The sequence below is a fragment of the Dokdonia sinensis genome (genome assembly GCF_003688895.1).
In the GTDB taxonomy this organism is placed as follows: Bacteria; Bacteroidota; Bacteroidia; order Flavobacteriales; family Flavobacteriaceae; genus Dokdonia; species Dokdonia sinensis.
Genome location: NZ_REFV01000012.1, coordinates 66605 through 88255 on the forward strand (window position 1 = coordinate 66605; position 21651 = coordinate 88255).

Here is a 21651-nt window from a genome sequence, read left to right on the forward strand (position 1 = left end):
TTGGGGCTAGAGGAATTATTCTGTTTTTAAACTCTTTACAGGATTTGCTGCTGCAGATCTGTATGAAACAACACTGACAATCGTTGCGGCAAGTGCTAACACAGCGAGTCCTACGAAAATGAACGTAAGTGGTTGTATATCTACGCGATATGCAAAATTATCTAACCAATTCTGAGTTACCCACCACGCCAGCGGCGTACTTACAATGAGAGCAATGACTACAAAAGAAACATACTCCCTAACAGAAAGTTTTAAAATTTGAGGAATCGTCGCTCCAAGCACCTTACGTATCCCAATCTCTTTCGTTTTACCCACAATTAAGAGTAGCGTAATTCCTATAATCCCAATACTTGCGAGAAAAATCGCTATACCGTTAAGAACAAAAACGAGTGTTGCAGTTTTTGTATCCGTCTGGTGCAGTCGTTGAAAATTCTCATCGAGAAACTCAATATTCAGCGGGAAAGTATTATCCATTTTTTCATAGGCAGCGTTGATTTTGGCAAGTGTACTTTCAGTTGCATTAGTATCATAAGAAACAATGCTCATCCCACCCATCCGAACTCGATCTGAAACTGTAATGAAATAGGGCGCCACAGATTCTCGTAAAGAAAACACATTGATATCTTCATAAATACCGTCTATGGTAAATGGGAACCCGTACGAACCATCTTCATTTTGATAATCAGGTTCTGTTATGATTTGCGTTCCTATAAGTTGATCAGTAGAGATTCTTTTGAGTTTTGCAAAACGGGTAGCCGCAGACCTATTAATTAGTGTCCGGCGAGTATGCTCTTCTATGTTTTCAAAAACGGAAGGCGCCAGCGTTGTCTTTAAGTCATACGCTTGCACGGCATCATAATCCAGATAAAACTGATTAGAATCCTCATAAATTGTTTCTAACCCTTCCAGTTTATAACGTATGTTGTTGAATGTTTCAATTCCAAAAGAAGAACCGTTTCCCACCTTTTTAATTTCAGGAATCGCCTCTAATTGTTGCTGGAAAACATCAATATTATCGGGAGATGAATAGGCAAACAAGATTCCTTCTTTCTGAAAACCGAGATCTTTATTCTCAATAAACTGGATTTGCTTATACATAAAATATGAAACCGATGTCACCCCTATCAATATTGCAAACTGGCTTACGATTAAATACTTGCGCATCGAGAAACGTTCGAACTGCTTCTCACTAAGTTTTTCTTTAAAAAGGCTTAGCGTATTTTTAGATGATAAAAGAATAGCAGGTGCCAGACTTGCTAAAATCCCGACAACCAACGCAACGGCAAGCACTATTGCAAATACTCCTATATCAGAAAATGGATTGCTTGCTAAAGCAACTCCCATAAAGTCATTAAAAAATGGAACGGCTACAAAAATGGTTATAAGTAATACTGGAAGCGAAACCAACACAAGTATAACAGCTTCCATTAAAAATTGAGATGCAATCCTATTACTAGAAGCGCCTAACACTTTACGTACGCCTATGACTTTAGACTGTTTGGTTTTAAGCGCAAGTGTGAAATTTGCATAATTAAATAGCGTGATGAGAATTATTAGAATCCCAAAAGCACCTATTAAATACATATAGTTAGCATTACCTGGAGGCTTTAATTCATAGAGAATATTAGACTTAAGGTGGATGTCTGTAACTTTTTGAAGAAAATTTCCCTTGTAGGTTTTATTTGTTGCAAGTGATGGGTCAATTTTCAGCATTTCAGCATTGTAGCCTTTTGTGACAATATCAGGGTTAGTTGCGGGTAGCAACTGTACATACATATGACTTCCCCAATAATCTATTCTTTCTACATTTGTCGCAATGTTATAGTCAAAATGTGAGTTTGCTGGCACATCCTTGATTACAGCGGCAACTGTAAACGTTTGACCTGCGATGGTAACTGGTTCGTCTATGAGGCTATTTAAATCTGCTTGACCTTTGAGTTTATCTGCCGTAGTTTCATTTAGAATTACAGTATTTCTTAGATTTTTAAATCTATCAAAACTACCCGCGAGGAGCTCCCACGTAAACATCTCGACAAATCCCGCGGCAGCATTTGTGGATAAAATTTTATCTTGTTCAATCTGCACATTGTTGTAACGCAAGTACTCCGTATCGTTCGTTACAAAAAACTGAGTCGCATTTTCAATCCCAGCGACATTTTTAATTCCCGCTATTTGCTTTTGCTGTTCCTCACCTACAGATGAACTATAGTTGCCAAAACCTACTACCGCATAATCTTGGGCTCGGTAAGTTCTCCCCACACGATATAAATGGTCGCTATTCTGGTGAAATTCATCATAACTATTTTCAAACTTGAGATATCCTATCGCGATATATATCACGAGCAAGCCCACTACTAGACTAGTTATATTTAATACTGTAAAAAGTGGATTCCCCTTTAAACCTCTAAGTGCGATACGTAAACTGTTTTTGAACATAGTCTTTATAATTTTTGCCCTTCGACTGCGCTCAGGGCTCGGTTTATTCACTTAATATCTGCGGAGGGGGATATCCCATCCACCCTAGCGGTGTTTTCTTTTACGCTTTCGCGAAACCGTAAAATTCATCCTCAAATTTTCTCATCTTCTCATCTTCTAATTACCTCATTTGCTCATTACTATTCCGTCCTCAAACTCTTTACAGGATTTGCAACCGCGGCTTTAATCGCTTGAAAACTCACGGTTATAATCGTAATCAATAACGCACCTGCGCCAGCAATTAAGAATATTTCCGCCGAAATATCTGTTCGATACGAGAACTTCTCTACCCATCCGCTCATAAAATAATAAGCGAGTGGCGCTGCAATTAATAACGCAATCCCAACGAGAATTACGAAGTCTTTTGAAAGTAGTATCCAGAGGTTAGTAACCGTCGCGCCCAATACTTTACGCACGCCTATTTCTTTGGTGCGCTGTTCGGCAACAAAGGAGGCGAGACCAAATAATCCTAAGCAACTTATGAGAATGGCGAGGAGTGTGAATATACTAGAAAGGCTGGCGATGCGTTCTTCTGCAATAAAATTTTGTGCATACTCATCATCTACAAAATCGTAGGAGAAGGGCAAATCAGGAAAATTAGATTTGAATATGTTTTCAATCGTTGATAGGCTCTCACCTATTGCTTTATCTTCTTTTAATCTTACAAAATAATAGCCTCCTGTCCCGTGACCAAATAGATACATTTGTGGGTAAACGGGCTCATAAGCGCTTTCATTAACTACATCCTTTACTACGCCTACAATTTGCATTGGTATATCGTTAGGATCAGGATCTTTAAACCTAATAAACTTACCTACTGGATCTTCAATCCCCATATAGGCGACGGCTGTTTCGTTTAGAATGACAGAAGTAGAGTCTGTTGCAAAGTCACGCGAAAAAAATCTGCCTTTTGCTATTTCCATCCCAACAGCATCCATATAATCAAAAGAAATAGCCATCTGTGCAAAGCTCTCGTCAAAATCGGCTGGCTTCCCATCCCACACAAATCCAGAAGAATAATTCCATATTGTAGTACTCGGACTCGTACCCCATCCCATTTGAGAAACAGCGCCAGATTGTAAAAACTGATTGCGCATCATTTCATACTTTTCTGAAAAATCCTGACTGGAGGTCGGTATTTGAATCAGCTGCGCTGTGTCGAGCCCGACGGGTCTGTTTTTACTGAAATCTATTTGGTTTTTCACAACCAGCGTCCCGATAATAAGCGCTATTGAAACTGTAAATTGTGTAACGACCAGCACCTTTCGCGGAAGCGAAGCATTTCTACCCATTTTAAATGTTCCTTTAAGCACTTTTATGGGTTTAAACGATGATAAATAGAATGCAGGATAACTACCCGAGATAAATGCTGTGAGTATAATAAACAATATAGAGACTCCCCAAAAAACTGGATTAGTCCAAGGGAAACTCACCGTCTTACCCGCTAGCAAATTAAAAGAGTTAATAGATAATAAAACCAATCCTATAGCAATGATATAAGCAAACACCACCACTAAAAATGACTCGCTCAAAAATTGATTTATGAGTTGGCTACGTGATGAACCTATGGACTTGCGAATCCCAACTTCTAGCGCGCGCTTTTCTGAACGAGCGGTACTGAGGTTCATAAAATTAATACTCGCCAGTATAAGCACAAAAAGACCAATCAGACCAAATAACCAAACGTTATCTATTCTCCCTCCAGCCTGCACACCATTTTCAAATTGACCATATAAATACCAGTCCGTCATTGGGAACACAAACAACCTCGGGTCAAATGTATCTCCCCTAGGGTCATTGTCCTTTTTTACATTCTCGATTCTCGTATTTACAGCAGTTAAATCTGCATTTTCTGATAGTTTTACAAACAGGTCAAAGGAGTTATAATCCCAGTTTGTATCCTGATTTTCTAACCAGCTCCATCGGACATCCTTGTAATGCTCAAAAGTCATTAGGAATCCAAGATCTGTAAAGCTATTGTTTGCGGGAATGTCTTTATATACCCCCGTGACTTCCATACTGTGCTCGTTATTTGAAACAATGACCCTACCTACAGCATTGTCATTTCCGAACAATGATTTTGCTGTAGTTTGAGATAATAAGATGGAGTTCTTAGCTTTTAAGCCACCACGAGTTCCCTCGATCATTTCTAGTTCCAAAAGGCTTGTAGCACTTTCTTGCATAAAGCGACCTCTGCTCGATATTACCTTGTCACCTACAGACAGATACCGACCGTTATTACGGGACGACATCACAATATTCTCAAACACATCGCCAAAATTATCGCGCAACTGAAATTCTAACGCTAGTGGGATGGTCTCATTAGATTGAACCTCTCCGTTAACCGTTTGGTGTTGCATCACTCGAGCAATGCGATGTTTATTTTCAAAGTGATTATCGTAGTCAAACTCATCTGCAATCCACAGACCTATTATTATCGTTACAGTGAGACCTAAAGCAAGGCCAAAAATGTTTATAAAAGAATACACCTTATTGTTTCTAAGGTTTCTCCAGGCTATTTTTAGGTTGTTTTTGAACATAATTTTTTATTTCATTCTGGAGGTTTCGATACAATTTTTTAAAAAGCCTTTAGCTTTTTGAAAAATCACTCAACCACTTTTAATTGTTCTGTTCCTTATTATTTTTTATTTACACGCTTTCGCGAAAGCGTGCTCAAATCAATTTCATTCATTCCCTTTTGGGGTAGGGGCTTACTCCGTCTTCAAACTCTTCACGGGATTTGCTGTGGCCGCTTTAATGCTTTGATAGCTTACGGTAATAATTGCTATGAATGCGACTAAAACTACCGCGCCCACCAAAACTTCCCATCCTATGGTTGTACGGTATGAGAAGTCCTGCAACCAGGTGTGCATCGCGTACCAACCTAATGGCAGTGCAATCAATGTGGCAATCGATACGAGTTTTAGAAAGTCAAGGGTAAGTCCGACGGTAATCTGGCTCACGCTGGCGCCCAAGACTTTGCGCACGCCTATTTCCTTAAAGCGTCGTTGAGCATTGAAAGTGGCCAATCCAAATAGCCCGAGACAGGCAATAAAAATGGATAATCCCGTAAAGATGAGTAGTATGGTGCTGATACGACGGTCTTGGCTATAGGTTTCTTCAAAATCTTCATCCATAAAGCTGTAATCAAATGGCTGTCCGGGTGCTTGTTGCTTCCAGAGGTTTTCTATGAGTGCGATGGTACTGGCATAGTCTTCAGATTGCATTTTGACAGCCATCATTCCGCTGGACTTGTCTAGAAAGAGTGCAAGTGCTCCTATCTTTTCTCGCAATGGTTCGTAGTGGAAATTCTTGACCACTCCTACGATAGTATATTTTACAGGCTCATTACCCGAGTCCAGCTCGATGATTCTGGAACCTAAAGCCTCTTGTGCATCTAAACCTATAATATCTAGACTTGCTTCATTAATGATAACCCCTTCTGCGTCTGTCGTGATGCTTCTGTCAAAATCCCTACCTGCGACCAACTCTAAGCCAATTGTATTTAGATAATCATAATCTACCGACCACTCCTGTATCTGTATAGCATCCCCTTGATTTGTTTTTCCTTCTAAAAAGTAGGTACTATTAGACCGGTCTGACGGTGTGGGCATTTGGCTACTTATGGTCGCACTTTCTACGGCACCTATTTTTTCCACCTCAGCTTTAAATGCGTCCAGTTGATTGCCAGCCGAAAAGACATTGTCAATAAGCAGTACCTGTTCTTTTTCAAAACCTAGATCCTTATTCTGTATAAATTGGAGTTGTTTAAAAACGACTAGCGTACCTACAATCAAAACAACAGCTACGGTGAATTGAAAAATGACCAGGCCACTACGAATGGCACCACCACCCACGTTTCCTTTAATTTCTCCCTTGAGCGTATCCACTGGATTAAAACGAGACATAAAAAATGCTGGGTAGCTTCCAGAAACAAATCCCAACAAAAGTGTCACCGCTAATATTACTACCCAAAACAATGGATTTGCAAGAGGTACACTGATGTCCTTCTGGGCAAGTTCGTTAAAATGGGGTAAGACCAAAAAGGAAACTGCTATCGCAATAACCATCGCCACAAGAGCGACCAATTGCGACTCACTTATAAATTGCCAAATCAACGTACCCTTACTAGACCCCAGCGTCTTGCGTATTCCTATTTCTCTGGCGCGTCTGAGAGACTGCGCGGTAGAAAGATTCATAAAATTGACACAGGCCAAAAACACGAGAAACAAACCGACAACCCCTAGAATGTACACATTCTGAATGCTTCCTGTCTCGCTCATTTCGGCCTCACGGTCTGAGTGCAAGTAAATATCTTTAAGTGGGATAGTATGGTACTCTATATAATCGCCTGAAGCCTCAAAGGCTTCGGGAGTCATCCCTGGGAAGATTTTTTTGGCCCACGGGAGCATATAGGTTTCTAGCATCCCAGCAACTTTTTTGTCGAACGCTTGTATATTGGTTCCCGGTTGCAATTTCACGTAAGTGTAATAATTCATACTTCCCCAGAGGTCGCCTTTAGAGTCAGGATAACCGTCCATCGCCATAAAGATTCCGTGGTCTTTGAGGAAAGAGTTTTTAGGAAGGTCCTTTAAAACGCCGGTGACTTTGTAGGTGTTCTTATTACTCAACAGTACCGTTTTGCCTACTACATCTGTGGTATTGAAAACGCGCTGTGCGACAGTTTCAGAAAGTACGAGTGTATTTGCGTCATTAAGAGCCGTCGCCGAATTACCCGACAGCAGTTGAATATCAAAAAACTCAAAAAAGCTGGGGTCCACAAACGTCGCATCGCTTCCCTTAGTGTTCTCCTGTGTTTCGGTACTGCGTATGAGTAACTCTCCTCGGTCTCGGAAACGAACGGTTTGCTCCACTTCTGGAAAATCCCGTTGCATCGCTCCAGCCATTGGGGCAGAAGCTTCGGCCGTTTGGATTTCGGCACCACCAAATTTTACATCTGTGTCGATACGATAGATTTGGTCTACATCTGTGAACATTTTATTGTAGCTCAACTCATCGATTATAAAAAGGGCAATGAGTAAACTCCCCACCATCCCGACAGCAAGTCCCAAGACGTTAATTCCCGTGAACAGCGGTTGCCGTTTAAGGTTTCTAAATGCTATTTTGATATAATTCTTAATCATAATTCTTCGGTTTTTGATGTTGCCCTTCGACTACACTTCGACTTCGCTCAGTGCGAGCGCTCAGGGCTCGGTATGTTTCATTCAATATCCACCAAGGCGGATATCTTTTTACTAAACTGATTAGGTTTAATAGGTCTGTTCGTTTGTTGATTATTCTTTTCGTTTCGGAGGTTTCGGTACAATTCTGACTTCCCTTCGGCTTCGCTCAGGGGGCGTCAGAATCACTCAACCACCTTTGATGGTGCTTTTGTTTTCACTTCATATCCGCGAAGGCGGATATCCTATTCACCCTAGTGCTAATTTAATCACGCTTTCGCGAAAGCGTAATCAAACCACTGTTGCCTTCTTATACTCCGAAAGCACGTTTTCTGTCACTTTCTGACCATCCAACATGCGGATGATGCGGTGGCTGTATTTTGCGTCGTGCTCGCTGTGGGTTACCATTATGATGGTAGTTCCCGCGTCATTGAGCTCTGTGAGCAAATCCATCACTTCGTTACCGTTGCTACTGTCCAGGTTACCTGTGGGCTCATCGGCTAGGATGATTTTTGGGTTGTTTACCACGGCTCTGGCGACGGCGACACGCTGTTGCTGTCCTCCAGATAGTTGCTGTGGGAAGTGCTTACGGCGATGCATAATCTGCATTTTCTCAAGGACTTCTTCTACTCTTGCCTTGCGCTCGCTGGCAGGCACTTTTGTGTAAATAAGCGGTAGCTCCACATTTTCATACACTGTAAGCTCGTCGATAAGGTTAAAGCTCTGGAATACGAAACCGATGTTGTGCTTTCTGAGTTCGGCGCGTTTGCGCTCGTTGTAGCCCGCGACTTCTGTCCCATTAAAGAGGAAGCTGCCACCATCTGGGTCGTCCAGCAAACCGAGGATGTTCAAGAGCGTAGATTTCCCGCAACCTGATGGCCCCATAATGGCTACAAATTCTCCTTCTTGTACGTTAAACGAGAGCTTGTTGAGCGCTACAGTTTTGACTTCTTCCGTAGCGTAGTACTTTTCTAGGTTTGTTATTTTTATCATAATTCAGTAATTAATTGTCATTTCCGCGAAGGCGGAAATCTTATCCAGTCAAGGGGTTTTCTTATTATTATTTTATCTACTCATTTCATTCCGGAGGTTTCGATACTATCCCGATTGCTATCGGGATCACTCAACCACCTTTGATTGGTCTTTTATTTTAATTCTTATCGACTTCTAACTGTTGCGAACATCTCCCTGACTCCCTCTTCAAAGAGGGACACTGTTGTGAGAAAATTTGTCTTTCCATTCAGACCTACAAGGAGACCCTCGTGCCTCGGGTGACACCTCGCAGGTCGAACGTGTTCATTCATTTGTTTCATCGCCAAGATTTATGTCATCCCACTCATAACTCTGAACTCATAACTATTCCTTCAAAACTAATTCCTGCACATCTCCATAATTATCATAACTGCTCGTGATAACTTTATCTCCAGGCTCTAGCCCTGATAGTACTTCGTAATATTCTGTATTTTGTGAGCCTAGAGTGATGTCCACTCGGTAGGCGGTGTTTCCGTCTTCGCTTACTTTAAAAATCCAGTTACCTCCTGTTTTTTGGAAGAATCCTCCTTTTGGGATGAGTAAGGCTTGTTTTTCATCGCTGAGTGCGAGACGTATCTGTAAGGTCTGCCCACGGCGGATGCCTTCGGCTACTTTTTCGAAGACCATATCTACTTGGAATCTTCCGTTTGTGACTTGGGTGTATACTTTTTTGATTTCTAAAGTGTAACGCTCACCATTGTAGTTAAAACTTCCCTTCTGCCCTGTGTAAATTCTAGAGATGTAGTGCTCGTCGATATCGGCTCTTACTTTGAAACCGCTGAGTACGTCTATTTGTCCGAGGCGTTCACCTTTGTTTTTGGATTGCCCTATTTCTGCATCCAGTGAAGTTAGTTGGCCATCTACTGGGGCTCTTACGACAAGGTCTGCAACCTTACGACGCATTAATTCTAGGGCGTTCTGCGTACGGGCGTAAGAATTTTGCGCTTGTCCGCTTTCTATTTTTACGGCGATGGAATCCTGAGCGAGAATTTGCTTGCTCAGTGCCATACGTTCTTTTTGGTAGTTATAATTATTTTCTGCTTGTATAAGGTCCTGGCGGGCTACAGCGTCCTTGTCGTAAAGTTTCTTATTTAAATCGTACACACGCTTTGCTTCGATGAGACTGTTCTCTACGTCTGTAAATTGATTCACACGATTAATAGTATTTTGACGTGCCGCGTTCTGAGAGATTTGCATCTGTGTTAGGAGATTATACACCTGCGTTTCTTGGTTTACCAAGCTAAGTTCCAAATCTGTATTAGACAGTCTTAGAATAGGGTCTCCTTTTTTCATTATCGCACCGTCCTCCACAAATTTTTCTTCTACACGGCCGCCCTCCAGTGCATCTAGGTAAATGGTGGTGATAGGAAGGACAATTCCGTTTACAGGTATGTTTTCTTGAAAAACGCCTTGCGTAGCATTTGCTATACTAATGCGCTCTTTTTCGACATTCAGCTTTGAGTTTCCTGTGCTTGAAATCAAAACAAATATGATCAGCGCTAGGATGGCAAGTCCTCCTATAATATAGCCTATCTTTTTAGCGTCAAATCGTTTCTTTTCTATTGGTATATCCATTTCAGTTCTATTCTGTCGTTTAATTCTGCTAGGTCTATTAGGAAGAACGTGCCAAAAAACTAAACATCTGTTTTACAGTATTTTACATATATTTTGACGATTTAAAGTGTTCGGTTTTGATACACATGCTGTGCGATGGCGATACAGTTTTGGGGGATAGTAAAATTTCTGATTACGCTTTCGCGAAAGCGTATCCTAAATTTGTAATATTGTAACAATGCTGCTTAAAAACGCAAACATATTAGTTATAGATGACGACGAAGATGTGCTCGTGGCGTTGCGACTATTGCTTAAGTCAAAGGCAAAAGAAGTTGTCACAAACAAGAATCCTAATGCTATTATAGGACTTCTGGAAAAGCAAAAGTACGATGTCGTTGTCCTAGACATGAATTTTAATGGGCTTGTGAACACAGGTAATGAGGGAATTTTCTGGCTAAATAAGATTAAGAAGTATAATCCAGACATCGCCGTGATTTTGATTACAGCCTATGCAGATATTGACCTTGCCATACGGTCTCTTAAAGAAGGTGCTTCGGACTTCCTTGTTAAGCCTTGGAAAAATGACAAACTCTTAGACACAATAAGCGAAATCCTGAATAAAAAGACAGGAACGTCAAAACACAATTTACAGCTAGACTCAGAAACTAAAATCATAGGAGAAAGTGCTCCGATGCAGGATGTTTTTGTCAAATTAAAAAAAGTTGCCCCTACCGATGCAAACATTCTTGTACTGGGTGAAAACGGCACGGGTAAAGAACTTATCGCTCAAGCAATACACGATAACTCATTGCGTAAGGACAAACCTTTTGTAAAAGTAGATGTAGGCGCACTTACGGAATCGCTTTTTGAGAGCGAACTTTTTGGTTATAAAAAAGGAGCATTTACAGATGCGCGCGAGGATAGAAAAGGGCGTTTTGAAAGTGCAAACGGCGGCACCTTATTCCTAGATGAAATAGGAAATATAACTTTGCGCCAGCAAGCGCGACTTTTAAGCGTATTACAAAATAGAACAGTGATACCATTGGGATCAAATGTTCCTATTCCTATAGATATCAGACTTATTTGTGCAACCAACCTCAACTTGAGCGACTTGGCAGATGAAAACACCTTTCGCAAAGACCTTATTTATCGCATCAATACAGTCGATATTACCATACCACCTTTAAGAAATCGTGGGACAGATATTACATTACTAGCTCATTATTTTATAGAGATGTATGCTCTAAAATATGGGAAAGCACCATTAAAACTATCGCCGAGTTTTATTTCTAAATTAAAGAGTCATTCCTTCCCTGGTAATGTACGTGAATTACAATACGCTCTTGAGCGTGTTGTTATCATGGCAGAAGATACAGTTCTAGAAGGTTCTGACATCGTTTTTTCTTCTATTGAAAAATCTCAAACTACTTCCATTCCAGAGCACACAAACCTGGAAGAAGTAGAGAAACTTACTATTCTCAATGTTATCGAAAAGAACAATGGTAATATTTCAAAAAGCGCAAAGGAGTTAGGACTCACTCGAACGGCACTCTACCGTAGACTAAATAAATATGATTTATAGAAGCTATGTCATCTCCCTATTGCTAAGAATTGCTTTACTGCTTCTAGGAATGGTTGCATTAGCTTTTGGGATTGTCAAGGGGGAACTTTATATCCTCATTACAGGTGGTTTAATATCCATCATTTTAGTATTTAATCTCATACAGTTTGTAATGAAACGCTTCGTTGCGATGGATGATTTTTTTGAATCTGTAAAGTACCGAGATTTTTCAAGATGGTTTTCTGAGAAGCACGGCACACAAGATGTCAGACAATTACATAAAGGTTTTAACCTCGTAAATAAAACTATAAAATCTATAAATAATGAACGCCAGGCGCAGTTTGTCTATCTCCATAAGATTCTCGAAATGGTAGACGTAGGGATTATAGCCTACAATCTAGAAACTGGGGAGGTACTTTGGTCAAATGACTCTTTTCTTAAAATTATGGATTTCCCATCCTTTAAGAATGTACATTTTGTCGAAAGTCGAAAACCAGAGTTATATGATGAGTTGTTTGAAACCTATCACCCTACTGCAGCATCTGTCATTCTTAAAGTAAACCAAGAAAGTATAAAAGCACTAATCTCCGATACGGTTTTTGAAATAGAAGAAGAATCTTTTAAACTTGTTGTTGTTCAGAACATAGATGAAACTCTAAATAAAAATGAGAGCGAGGCATGGAAGAAGCTACTTAGTGTAATGACGCACGAAATTATGAATAGTATTGCTCCTATTTCTTCTCTTGCAGAAACACTACAAGGACACATAAAGGATGTGCAAGAAGCTCCTGAAGAGCATACGCTGGAGCTAGAAGACCTTTACGCGGGCATTTCTAGTATCCAAAAGCGAAGTCAAGGTCTGATGAAATTTGCCAAAACCTACAGAAGTCTCAATAAGGTTACTAAAGTTCACCGTACCTCCATACTGGCAGTCGAACTTTTCCAAAATATAGAAGACCTTATGCGCCCCACCATTATGGAAAAGGAAATCGAGATAGCATTTCATTGTGAGAATCAGAATTTAGCACTCCAGATAGATACTCATCTTATCGAACAAGTTCTTATAAACCTTATTCTGAACGCCATAGACGCAACGTCTGCAATACAAAAGGCTCAGATTACAATTACTGCCAAAACAAATACCAAGGGCGCACCTCAAATTTCTGTTAGAGATAATGGAAAAGGGATCCCAGAAGAGGTTCAAGAGAGTATTTTCATTCCGTTTTTTACCACAAAAGCCACGGGAAGCGGTATCGGCTTAAGCCTTTGCAAGCAGATTATGACATTACACCAAGGCAAGATTGCGATAAATAGTCAAGAAGAAGTAGGTACTGAGATTACTTTACTTTTTTAAGCACATTACGATACAATAGCATGTTGATTCAATTATTTTTAAGTAGCAATTCTCTGCAATGTGACTATTTAATTAAGATATTGTTATGCTTGGACTTGGACTTGCGCTTTCGCGAAAGCGTAATGCGGCATTTTCTATCATATATGCGATCTGAATGTAAGTTCTAAACGTAAATAAAACAGTACCAAAACAGACTTTCTTTATATTTATAAAAAATTTAAGTATGAAAACTACAAGTACCCTATTAAAATATACTCTGATATTCTTGTTTAGCCTCGTGACATTAGGTTGCACAAAAGATGATAGCTCTGAAGTCGAAACAGTAGGACAGGAGGAGCAACAGGAAGAAAATCCTCCAGTAGATACAGATCTGTCTATTGCGGGTACAATTAGAGATATTTCATCTTCTGCTTTAGTTGAAGAAATGGGTGTGGGCTGGAACCTAGGAAACAGCTTAGATGTGGAGAGTAGAGATAAGACCGCTTGGGGAAATCCGCTACCATCACAGGCTATTATTGATAGGGTGTATGCGATGGGATTCAGAACATTACGGATCCCAATTACTTGGAGTTACAATATGCAATCTACAGCTCCATTTACAATCGAAAATAGCTACCTGACTACCGTACAAAAGACTGTAAATTATGGAATAAGCAAAGGAATGCACGTTATTATAGATGTGCACCACGACAATAGCTGGATAAGACCAACGCAGACAGATGCTACAGCTGTTAAGGCTCGTCTGGGAAGTCTGTGGACCCAAGTAGCAAATAGATTTAAAACCTACGGGGACAAGCTTATTTTTGAAACGCTTAATGAGAATAGACTTCTCAATTCTCCAGAAGAATGGACAGGAGGAACCGAAGAAGGCAGAGCGGTATTAAACGAGTATCACAAAACGGCTCTCGATGCCATCCGTGCAACGGGCGGTAACAATGCAAACAGACACATAATGATAAGCACGTACGCCGCAAGCACATTACCTGTGGCTATGGATGGTCTTGTAATACCTAATAATGACGAAAGAGTGATTATCTCTCTGCACACTTATTTTCCTTGGCAATTTACGGGAGAAGAAGGAGGTGTATCGACTTGGGGAACTGACGAAGAAAAAGCAGCTCTCGAAGCAGAATTTGACTATATCCGTGATAAATGGATTATTCAAGAGCAGCGTCCTGTTATTTTAGGAGAATGGGGAGCTAGAGATAGAAACAATCTGAACGTCAGAGAAGACTACTTCCAGTTTTATGTAGAAAAAAGTTTAGAACGCGGCTTACTGCCTATTGTTTGGGACGACGGAGGTAACTTTAGAATTTTAAATCGTGCAAATCTTCAATGGCATTTCCCGACACTTGCAGAGACTATTATTGAGGCAGCGAATTAATTATTTTTGTTTATAGAAAAAGTGAAGCCCATCAAGCTCTTGATGGGCTTCACTTTTTTGTGCTTTAGCGAAAGCTAAAGCCCCCTTAATATGTTTATTGCGCGACAGAATAAAATTTTGAGGTAGCGGCAAAATCACTTATCCAGTCGTTTTATATTAAAGACCCTCATAACAATAGCAAGGACAAGTACCGCTGTAGTAATTTGTGCTGTTTGAACTAATGGCTCCTTAAACAGGAATGCTAGAAACCAAAATATCAATGTAAGTACAGAAAAAATCTTAACTAGTTTCATAAATGTATTTAAGAAGAGTGACAAAAATAAATGCCACCCTTCTACCTGGATAATAAATAAACTTAAGCTTACCGTTTAATGATCTTCTTAACGATTTGCTCTTGGTTAGGTGCTATTATAGTTAGAAAATAAACACCTGCTCTCTTAGACGATAGATCAATAAATGCGTTATCAATTTTCTTCAATTTCCCTTCGCTGATTATGGTCCCAAATTGATTTTGAATACGGTAATCCACCCCAAAATCTAGGGTACTTTCAAGAGTAAACTTTCCATTATTTGGATTAGGATACAAGAAGGTGTGCTCTTCTAAGTCTTGAGAAAAGGAAGCAGTAGCATTCCCACTACAAGGCACAGGTGGATTATTTATGCATTGCGGAGTATTAATTACGGTTAATGTAATTTCATCTGATGCTAATTGACCATTATTGCAAGAGTCGTCCAGCACAACTTGAAATGTTGAGGATTGTGTGATCTGAAACTCTGGGTTTATAACTAATGTTGGATTTTGAGGATTACTGATGTCATAAAAAGTTATACTCGCTGTGGGGCAGAAACTCTCTTGATATACGATATAGTCATTAAGATTTATACACGTTTTATCGCATATATCCTGATCTCCTTGCATCTCAATATATGGACTGCAATTATCATCTATTGAGGTTTGTGAATCAAGTTGCCAGTTTTGATATAGGGAAGCATTATTAGGATTATCTACCTGGACACAGAAAAGATCTGCATTGTTGGAGGCGTCCATAGCTGTAAAATTAGCATTATTGCCATTTTTCGCGTTAAGGACTTTCAACTCATTTTTTGTACACGTAAGTGAAGCTAATTTTACGTTAGAAGAAACATCCAAATCTATAAGGCTATTATTGTGAATATTTAATTCTTCAAGTTCTAGCAACGCACTTGTATCCAGACTTGTTAAGCCCATTTTTATAAGACTAAGACTTCTTACCTCTGGATTATTGTCAAGTATTGGATTTGAAAATGTAGCATTCTTTGCTGTAATATAATTCAAGACAGGGTTATTCTTGATTTTGAGGCTCGTAAGCGCAGTGAGCTTCTTGAGCTTAATATTTTCTAACTGATTATACCCCTTTAATTTAAGTTCAGTAATAGGTAAGTCTGCAAGAAATATCTCCTCTAAACTTGAACTAACGGCCTTAGGGAGTTTTAATGTAGTAAGATTGAGGCAACTTAGGACAGTTACTTTTTTGAGATCATATAAATCCTTTAAATCTAAACTAGAAAGATTAACTGCATTCTTCACTTTAAAGTTCTCAAGACTCGAGAAATCTTCTAATCCTGTAAAATCTTGTATGGCTGTATTATTTAAGTTTAAAGTAACAATATTTTCTATGTTTGAAGTGTAAACCCAATCATCTACTACGCCATTTTCTGGAGTGTTTGATATTATCCATTGTTCAAAGGCATCATCTGGAACATACGTAAGACATTGGTTTGAATATGTCGCTGTAGCATCTTTTTGCCAGTTAGAATATGGGAGCGACTGCCCACTAGAGGCTTGCTGTGGGTCATCTACGTTAATGCACACTAAATTAGGACAGCCTGTTAACGCAAGATACGTAAGCTGGGAATTGTTCCCGTTTTTTACAGAAACAACTTCTAATGTATTGTCCTCAACTTGAACTAAATTAAGATGAGCATTATTGCTTAAGTTAAGCCTATCAATATTATTGCCTCTCAATCTGAGCTCTTTAAGTTTAGGGAGCAAGGTCGCGTCTAAATCTGACAGACCTATATTTTGTCCCGTGAATCTTTCAACCATAGGGTTGTTTCCCATTTGTAAGCTCAAATTAGGTGAATCCTCTAATAAAAGATATTCTAGGGATGTATTATTCTCGACTGCAACGGTGGTCAATTGTGCATTATCATTAAGCTTGAGCTCTTGCAGATGATTGTATCCGTCAAAATCTATATTTGTCAAATTAGTAAAGCTTATCTGAACATTTTCAAGACTGGAATTTGCATAGGCCGGGGGAAGAAAAGATGTTATCTGACTAGCGTTTGTTAAAGTAAGATTTTTGAGGTTTTCGTTTCCAGAGAGATCGAGTGACTGGACAGGACTATAAGACAGAGAGAACGTCTCTAGATTTATAAAATCTTCTATCCCTGTATAATCTTGCACTTGGCTAAAGAAAGCACTATAATTCGTTATTGAGGTAAGATTGCTTGTTTCTACCCAGTCGTCTATGGGTCCATTTTCTGGGGTGTTATTTATTACCCATTGCTCAAAGGCATCGTCTGGGATGTAGGTGCGGCACTTCCAAGTATATGTAGCAGAACTATCTTTTTTCCAGCCAGAATATCCGTTTGTTTGATTTTGAGCATCTACTGGACTATCTACAGAGATACAAGCATTAGGATTACCTCGAGCATCAAAGGATATTGCATTAAGATTGTTTGCAGTTATATTTTCAAGATCGTTATTAATTATATTGAACACTGCTCCTCCAGGCATCAACGTGACGTTTGAAAAATCAAGCTCTTTGAGGCTATTATTCGAAAGGTTCACGTATTGAACTCCCGTAAGATTATTGAGATCGACTGTTTCTATTTGACTACCACTAGCTACTAGCCACATTATATTACCAGAAAGCTTAAGATCTTTGGTCTGTCCACCACTAATACCAATAGTGTATGGATTAGGAGTATTATTAAATTGCCAATTAATATTTTCTAACTTGCAGTGTTGAGCAGTTATACTTGCCCCATCCATATTATCGGGAGCCAGCTCCATAACTTCCAGATTAGAACTCCCTGAAACACTTACATTTATTATTTTCTTATTATTAAGGAGGTTAAGATTTGTTATGTTCGTATTTCTAAGTTGTAAAAATTGCAGCTCTAATTTATCCTGTAAAGCGATGCTTGAAATAGAATTAGAAGAGAGGTTTAAAACTCGAAGCTCGTCATTGTTAGTAAGATCCACGCTGCTTAAGTTATTACCCTGAAGTTGTAATCTTGTTAAATCTACATTGTTCGAAACATCAATAGTTGATAAAAGATTATTCTCCAATAGTAAAGTGCCTAGTAAAACATTTTTTGAGACATCTATATTCGAAATAGAATTATTACCAACTTCTAACTGATTCAATAATAAATTATTCTGAACATCTAATGAAATGAGCTGGTTATTATTAACAAAAAGTTTTTGCAACTGAGATTGCTGACTTAAATTCAAGTTTACTAAATTATTATCATTGAGCGATAGAATCTCTAAAACACTATTCAATGGAAGAATAATAGATGTCAACCCAAAATTAGCCACCGGAGTATTTACTCGGACTATTTTGAGATTAGAATTTAATGACAAATCTAACGAAGTGAGTTTGTTGCCACCTGCATTCAATCTTGTAAGTGCACTAAAATGCTCAATACCCTGGAGATCAGAAATATTTTCATTCATTACCACTAAAGTGGTCATCTGACTCACCTCACTTACCTGAATTACCCCGTCCTGATTACTGTCAAAATTATTTAAACAGTACGCTTCAAAAACAGGATCGTTAAATTGTACCGTCTGTGCCTCGACAGAAGTTACAAAAAGCAAAAAAGCGATTAATACGTAGAATGGCCTCATAGTCAGAATTTTAATTTCTCAAATATCTATCAGAAAATGATTCATCGTCCCACCCTAAAAAGGTAGGTTTGTATTTTTTTCCTATAGATTTTTGTTTTCGGGACGATTAGATTTTCGCTTTAAGCGAAAAAAAACTTTCAATTTGCTTTTTTAATTATTTAGCTCCCAGATTTGTCTCTAAAATGGCTTGTAAAGAATCTGACTTTATACATCTCGCAACTATTATCCCTTCACTATTAATCAAGACATTATCTGGAATAATATTTACCTCATATATGGCGGCGCCATTATTCTCTTCGCCTTTAAGCTCGCTAAGATTTGTCCACGGTAATTGCTGGCGGTTAATCGCATTAATCCAAGCCTCCTTACTCGCATCGTGGGAAATCCCTATGATTTCAAAACCACTCTTATTATAGGAATTGTAAAGCGCTATTAAATCTGGATTTGCCTTAATACAAGGCGCACACCACGAGGCCCAAAACTCAATTAAAGTATATGTATCCCCTGAAACATCTGAAATTTTTACAATCTCACCTGCAGCATCAGGTTGCGCAAAGTCTACATATGGATCACCTACTTCTGGTTTTAGAGACTTTGCTATAAATTCCTGAATAAGCTTCCCCTTTTCGGTTGCCTTTGAGTTTTCATTCATTAAGTCGTAAAGCGCCGCTGTCATTTCTTTTCCAAAACTGAATTTGTATACATTCAGATTATTAAGGCTTATAGGACTGTTAGGAAACTCGGCGATAAAGGCAGCTGTTATACTATCTATCTTAAATTTTTTAAGCTCCATCTTTTTCTTAAGCCTTTTTATCTCCTCCCGTCGCGATGTATAAAGTGATAGACTTTCTAGCTCGACAATCTTATCGCTGGTAGCATAATAAATGTCTTTCTCTTTTTTAAGTCTATTTTTTAAAATCGATGATTGCGCGTTGAGTTTGGACCCAGTTATTGTTGCCAATTTTAACTGATCACTATTTCCAGAAATTCTAATTTCTCTCGGCTCTAACCAAAGTGACTTGTAATTTGCAGTCCCTTTTATGAGTAAAATTGCCGATGTAGGTTGCTCGATCACACCTTGAAATTCAAAATTTCCGTCTTGCACTAGACTAGAGTCCATAACCTCATTATGCATCATAAGTAGTACTGTAGACTCATCTTTGATATCTTTGAGCTGTCCATAAACTTTGAACACTTGATCATTTTTTTCATTTACACAAGACGACAATAAGAATAATAATGAGATGACAATTGACAATTTCATAAAATGGTCTTATACTCTTTTTTGGATTGAGTGCACTTAAAATATTGTAATAATGGTGATGTGGTATTCTTACGCTTTCGCGAAAGCGTACTTACCCCTATATCCATTTCCTACAGTTTTAAGGAACTCAAAAAAGATTCCTGAATCCTACTTAGTCGTGTGCACTCCGTACTAAGATCTGCATTAGGCTCCTTTAGAAATACCGCAGCACTGTGCTCCCCTATCTTCTTTATACGCTTGACCATCGATTTATTGAAACCATCTGAAAGTAAATTAGTTTCTAAAGCATCAAGTTCTTTTCTCAAATCTGTGTAAGCTGGATAAGCAACACTTTGAGAAGTAATTACCACTTTTTCTGACCCCTCATTCTTACAAAAAGAGGTTGTTTTTTCTAGAAGTCCTAGGACAAGTTGTCGCTGGATAGAATCTTTCTTTTTCTTAACATCGCTTTTGAGCCCTTTTACTGCGTCATTTTTTAACTTCTTGAGCCCAAATTGTGCGTTTGCATCTTGAGTATTTAAAAGGATGCAAAATAGAATACCAGTTAAAATTGTGAGTGATTTTTTCATTGGAATGTGGTTTTAAATTCACTTACAATGTCTCCAATAATTAAAGTATTTGTACTACCCGAAATGGGTGGTTGAAAACAAATGTCTCATTTTTAGACATTTAAACAAAATAATTTACTCCTATAATCTATAATGCTTATAGATTGCAAGAACTTACAAACCATATTTCTTCTTCATTTCTTCCATAAGCCTTAAAGCATCTTTTTGTGCCTTTTTTGCTTCTATCTCTGCCTGTCTGACTTGATCGTTTGCCTCGTCTATAGCTCTCTGCTTTTCTGATGCGATACGATTTTTTTCTTCGTTGCGTGCAAGTTCTGCTTGCGCTTTCTGTTTTAAGGTTTGATTCGCTTTTAATGTAAACCACGATAATATTTCCTCTTCTGAGGCAATATTTCTTTGCGCAGCCAATAATTTTTCTACATCAATGTCCTCTGGGCTGGCGAGACAAACACGTTTTAGTTCTAGAGCTAATGCTCTAAAATCAGCTTGCTTTTTGGTATCTCCCACAATAGCAAAGAATACAACTGGTAAATCGACTAGATTATAAGCAATTGCTTTCCCTAGTTGAACAATTACTTGTTGGTTATTGTTTTTATATTCGGCTATAATCTCTGCCACATTGTTTTTATTTGATTTCAGATCAAGCTCGACCTTAGTTATACCGTCAAACCGATCTTTTTGTCTTTTTAGACCATTCCAAAATGCTTTTTGTTCCATCTTACTGCCTTCAATTGTTATAAGCTTAGATTGATTATCCAATGCAACATCAAACATTTTTTGGGCTGTGAGAACTGCCTCTATGAAATAATTAATTTCAACATTTTCTAAATTTTGATGATATACTCCATTCGAAATATAGAGGCCGTGAGAGGCTTTTTGAGCAATTCCTATATACTCGCTTAATTTATCTTCAAAGATCGTCGTTGCCATAATTATAATATTGTTGGATCTATTTTGGATTTACTATGCGCTATTTTTATTAGTGTATCCCCCCAACCATCATCTGCCCAGTTTTGTGTAAATGTGAACCATTGCGAGTAGTGGGCACCATCTTCCTCAAATATTGCTGCGGCAATCCTATTGCGTTCTATTAGTCTATTAAATTGGTATTCTCTTATCCAATCTTTGCTACCGTTAATAACAATTTTTGCTCCCTTTATGGTGGGGTAATTTTTCTCAAAAACAGTTAAGAATTCCTTATTTAAAGCAGGATCATTAGCAATATCTACCGGGAGTTTTCTCACGAGTCCAGAATCATCTATACCAAGACCAACACTCTCTGCTGCTTTCTGAATTGTGCTTCCTATTAACTCCAGACCCTTATCTCTAGCTTCAAATCCTTGTCCGATGATTTTCTTTAAGTTTATCATAATTCTA

The 21651-nt window shown here is 38.7% G+C and carries 14 protein-coding genes; 3 read left to right on the forward strand and 11 right to left on the reverse strand.

Annotated elements, in window-relative coordinates; translation table 11 throughout:
• Positions 1–15: 15 nt before the first annotated feature.
• From EAX61_RS12185 to EAX61_RS12205, 5 genes are all read right to left on the reverse strand, one after another.
• Entirely contained in the window at positions 16–2436 is a 2421-nt protein-coding gene (locus tag EAX61_RS12185; protein WP_121917979.1) for an ABC transporter permease, read from the reverse strand.
• Positions 2437–2615: 179 nt separating this feature from the next.
• Positions 2616–5015, reverse strand: a complete 2400-nt coding sequence (locus EAX61_RS12190) for an ABC transporter permease (RefSeq protein WP_121917980.1) — start codon at positions 5013–5015, stop codon at positions 2616–2618.
• Between the two features lie 171 nt (positions 5016–5186).
• The gene (locus EAX61_RS12195) at positions 5187–7619 is read right to left on the reverse strand and encodes an ABC transporter permease (RefSeq protein WP_121917981.1); all 2433 of its coding nucleotides are present in this window, start codon (positions 7617–7619) and stop codon (positions 5187–5189) included.
• A gap of 327 nt (positions 7620–7946) precedes the next feature.
• Entirely contained in the window at positions 7947–8648 is a 702-nt protein-coding gene (locus tag EAX61_RS12200) for an ABC transporter ATP-binding protein (protein WP_121917982.1), read from the reverse strand.
• A gap of 363 nt (positions 8649–9011) precedes the next feature.
• Positions 9012–10262, reverse strand: a complete 1251-nt coding sequence (locus tag EAX61_RS12205) for an efflux RND transporter periplasmic adaptor subunit (RefSeq protein ID WP_121917983.1) — start codon at positions 10260–10262, stop codon at positions 9012–9014.
• Positions 10263–10479: 217 nt separating this feature from the next.
• Here EAX61_RS12205 and EAX61_RS12210 point away from each other — a divergent pair, with 217 nt between their 5' ends.
• The 3 genes from EAX61_RS12210 to EAX61_RS12220 all read left to right on the forward strand — a co-directional run bounded on the left by EAX61_RS12210 (position 10480) and on the right by EAX61_RS12220 (position 14540).
• Positions 10480–11823, forward strand: a complete 1344-nt coding sequence (locus tag EAX61_RS12210; RefSeq protein ID WP_121917984.1) for a sigma-54-dependent transcriptional regulator — start codon at positions 10480–10482, stop codon at positions 11821–11823.
• Positions 11813–13156, forward strand: a complete 1344-nt coding sequence (locus EAX61_RS12215) for a sensor histidine kinase (protein ID WP_121917985.1) — start codon at positions 11813–11815, stop codon at positions 13154–13156. Before EAX61_RS12210 ends, EAX61_RS12215 begins: the two co-directional genes overlap by 11 nt.
• A 223-nt stretch (positions 13157–13379) precedes the next feature.
• The gene (locus EAX61_RS12220; protein ID WP_121917986.1) at positions 13380–14540 is read left to right on the forward strand and encodes a glycoside hydrolase family 5 protein; all 1161 of its coding nucleotides are present in this window, start codon (positions 13380–13382) and stop codon (positions 14538–14540) included.
• Between the two features lie 134 nt (positions 14541–14674).
• On the opposite strand, the gene EAX61_RS16480 is transcribed toward EAX61_RS12220, so the two are convergent.
• The 6 genes from EAX61_RS16480 to EAX61_RS12245 all read right to left on the reverse strand — a co-directional run bounded on the left by EAX61_RS16480 (position 14675) and on the right by EAX61_RS12245 (position 21644).
• The gene (locus EAX61_RS16480) at positions 14675–14833 is read right to left on the reverse strand and encodes a hypothetical protein (RefSeq protein WP_161555228.1); all 159 of its coding nucleotides are present in this window, start codon (positions 14831–14833) and stop codon (positions 14675–14677) included.
• Between the two features lie 68 nt (positions 14834–14901).
• Positions 14902–18441, reverse strand: coding sequence for a T9SS type A sorting domain-containing protein (locus EAX61_RS12225; protein WP_121917987.1), 3540 nt, complete (start codon positions 18439–18441; stop codon positions 14902–14904).
• Positions 18442–18595: 154 nt separating this feature from the next.
• The gene (locus tag EAX61_RS12230) at positions 18596–19705 is read right to left on the reverse strand and encodes a TlpA disulfide reductase family protein (RefSeq protein ID WP_121917988.1); all 1110 of its coding nucleotides are present in this window, start codon (positions 19703–19705) and stop codon (positions 18596–18598) included.
• Between the two features lie 110 nt (positions 19706–19815).
• On the reverse strand, positions 19816–20274 hold the full coding sequence (locus tag EAX61_RS12235; protein WP_121917989.1) for a hypothetical protein: 459 nt from the start codon (positions 20272–20274) through the stop codon (positions 19816–19818).
• 153 nt (positions 20275–20427) lie between these two features.
• On the reverse strand, positions 20428–21204 hold the full coding sequence (locus tag EAX61_RS12240; RefSeq protein ID WP_121917990.1) for a hypothetical protein: 777 nt from the start codon (positions 21202–21204) through the stop codon (positions 20428–20430).
• 2 nt (positions 21205–21206) lie between these two features.
• Complete coding sequence (locus tag EAX61_RS12245) at positions 21207–21644, reverse strand: hypothetical protein (protein ID WP_121917991.1); 438 nt, start codon at positions 21642–21644, stop codon at positions 21207–21209.
• Positions 21645–21651: the final 7 nt, after the last annotated feature.

Bases quoted from the DNA above. Each gene is read 5' to 3' on its own strand.
- EAX61_RS12185 (WP_121917979.1), bottom strand. From the start codon at position 2,436: ATGTTCAAAAACAGTTTACGTATCGCACTTAGAGGTTTAAAGGGGAAT.
- EAX61_RS12195 (WP_121917981.1), bottom strand. From the start codon at position 7,619: ATGATTAAGAATTATATCAAAATAGCATTTAGAAACCTTAAACGGCAA.
- EAX61_RS16480 (WP_161555228.1), bottom strand. From the start codon at position 14,833: ATGAAACTAGTTAAGATTTTTTCTGTACTTACATTGATATTTTGGTTT.
- EAX61_RS12190 (WP_121917980.1), bottom strand. From the start codon at position 5,015: ATGTTCAAAAACAACCTAAAAATAGCCTGGAGAAACCTTAGAAACAAT.
- EAX61_RS12215 (WP_121917985.1), top strand. From the start codon at position 11,813: ATGATTTATAGAAGCTATGTCATCTCCCTATTGCTAAGAATTGCTTTA.
- EAX61_RS12240 (WP_121917990.1), bottom strand. From the start codon at position 21,204: ATGGCAACGACGATCTTTGAAGATAAATTAAGCGAGTATATAGGAATT.
- EAX61_RS12235 (WP_121917989.1), bottom strand. From the start codon at position 20,274: ATGAAAAAATCACTCACAATTTTAACTGGTATTCTATTTTGCATCCTT.
- EAX61_RS12200 (WP_121917982.1), bottom strand. From the start codon at position 8,648: ATGATAAAAATAACAAACCTAGAAAAGTACTACGCTACGGAAGAAGTC.
- EAX61_RS12205 (WP_121917983.1), bottom strand. From the start codon at position 10,262: ATGGATATACCAATAGAAAAGAAACGATTTGACGCTAAAAAGATAGGC.
- EAX61_RS12225 (WP_121917987.1), bottom strand. From the start codon at position 18,441: ATGAGGCCATTCTACGTATTAATCGCTTTTTTGCTTTTTGTAACTTCT.
- EAX61_RS12210 (WP_121917984.1), top strand. From the start codon at position 10,480: ATGCTGCTTAAAAACGCAAACATATTAGTTATAGATGACGACGAAGAT.
- EAX61_RS12220 (WP_121917986.1), top strand. From the start codon at position 13,380: ATGAAAACTACAAGTACCCTATTAAAATATACTCTGATATTCTTGTTT.
- EAX61_RS12245 (WP_121917991.1), bottom strand. From the start codon at position 21,644: ATGATAAACTTAAAGAAAATCATCGGACAAGGATTTGAAGCTAGAGAT.
- EAX61_RS12230 (WP_121917988.1), bottom strand. From the start codon at position 19,705: ATGAAATTGTCAATTGTCATCTCATTATTATTCTTATTGTCGTCTTGT.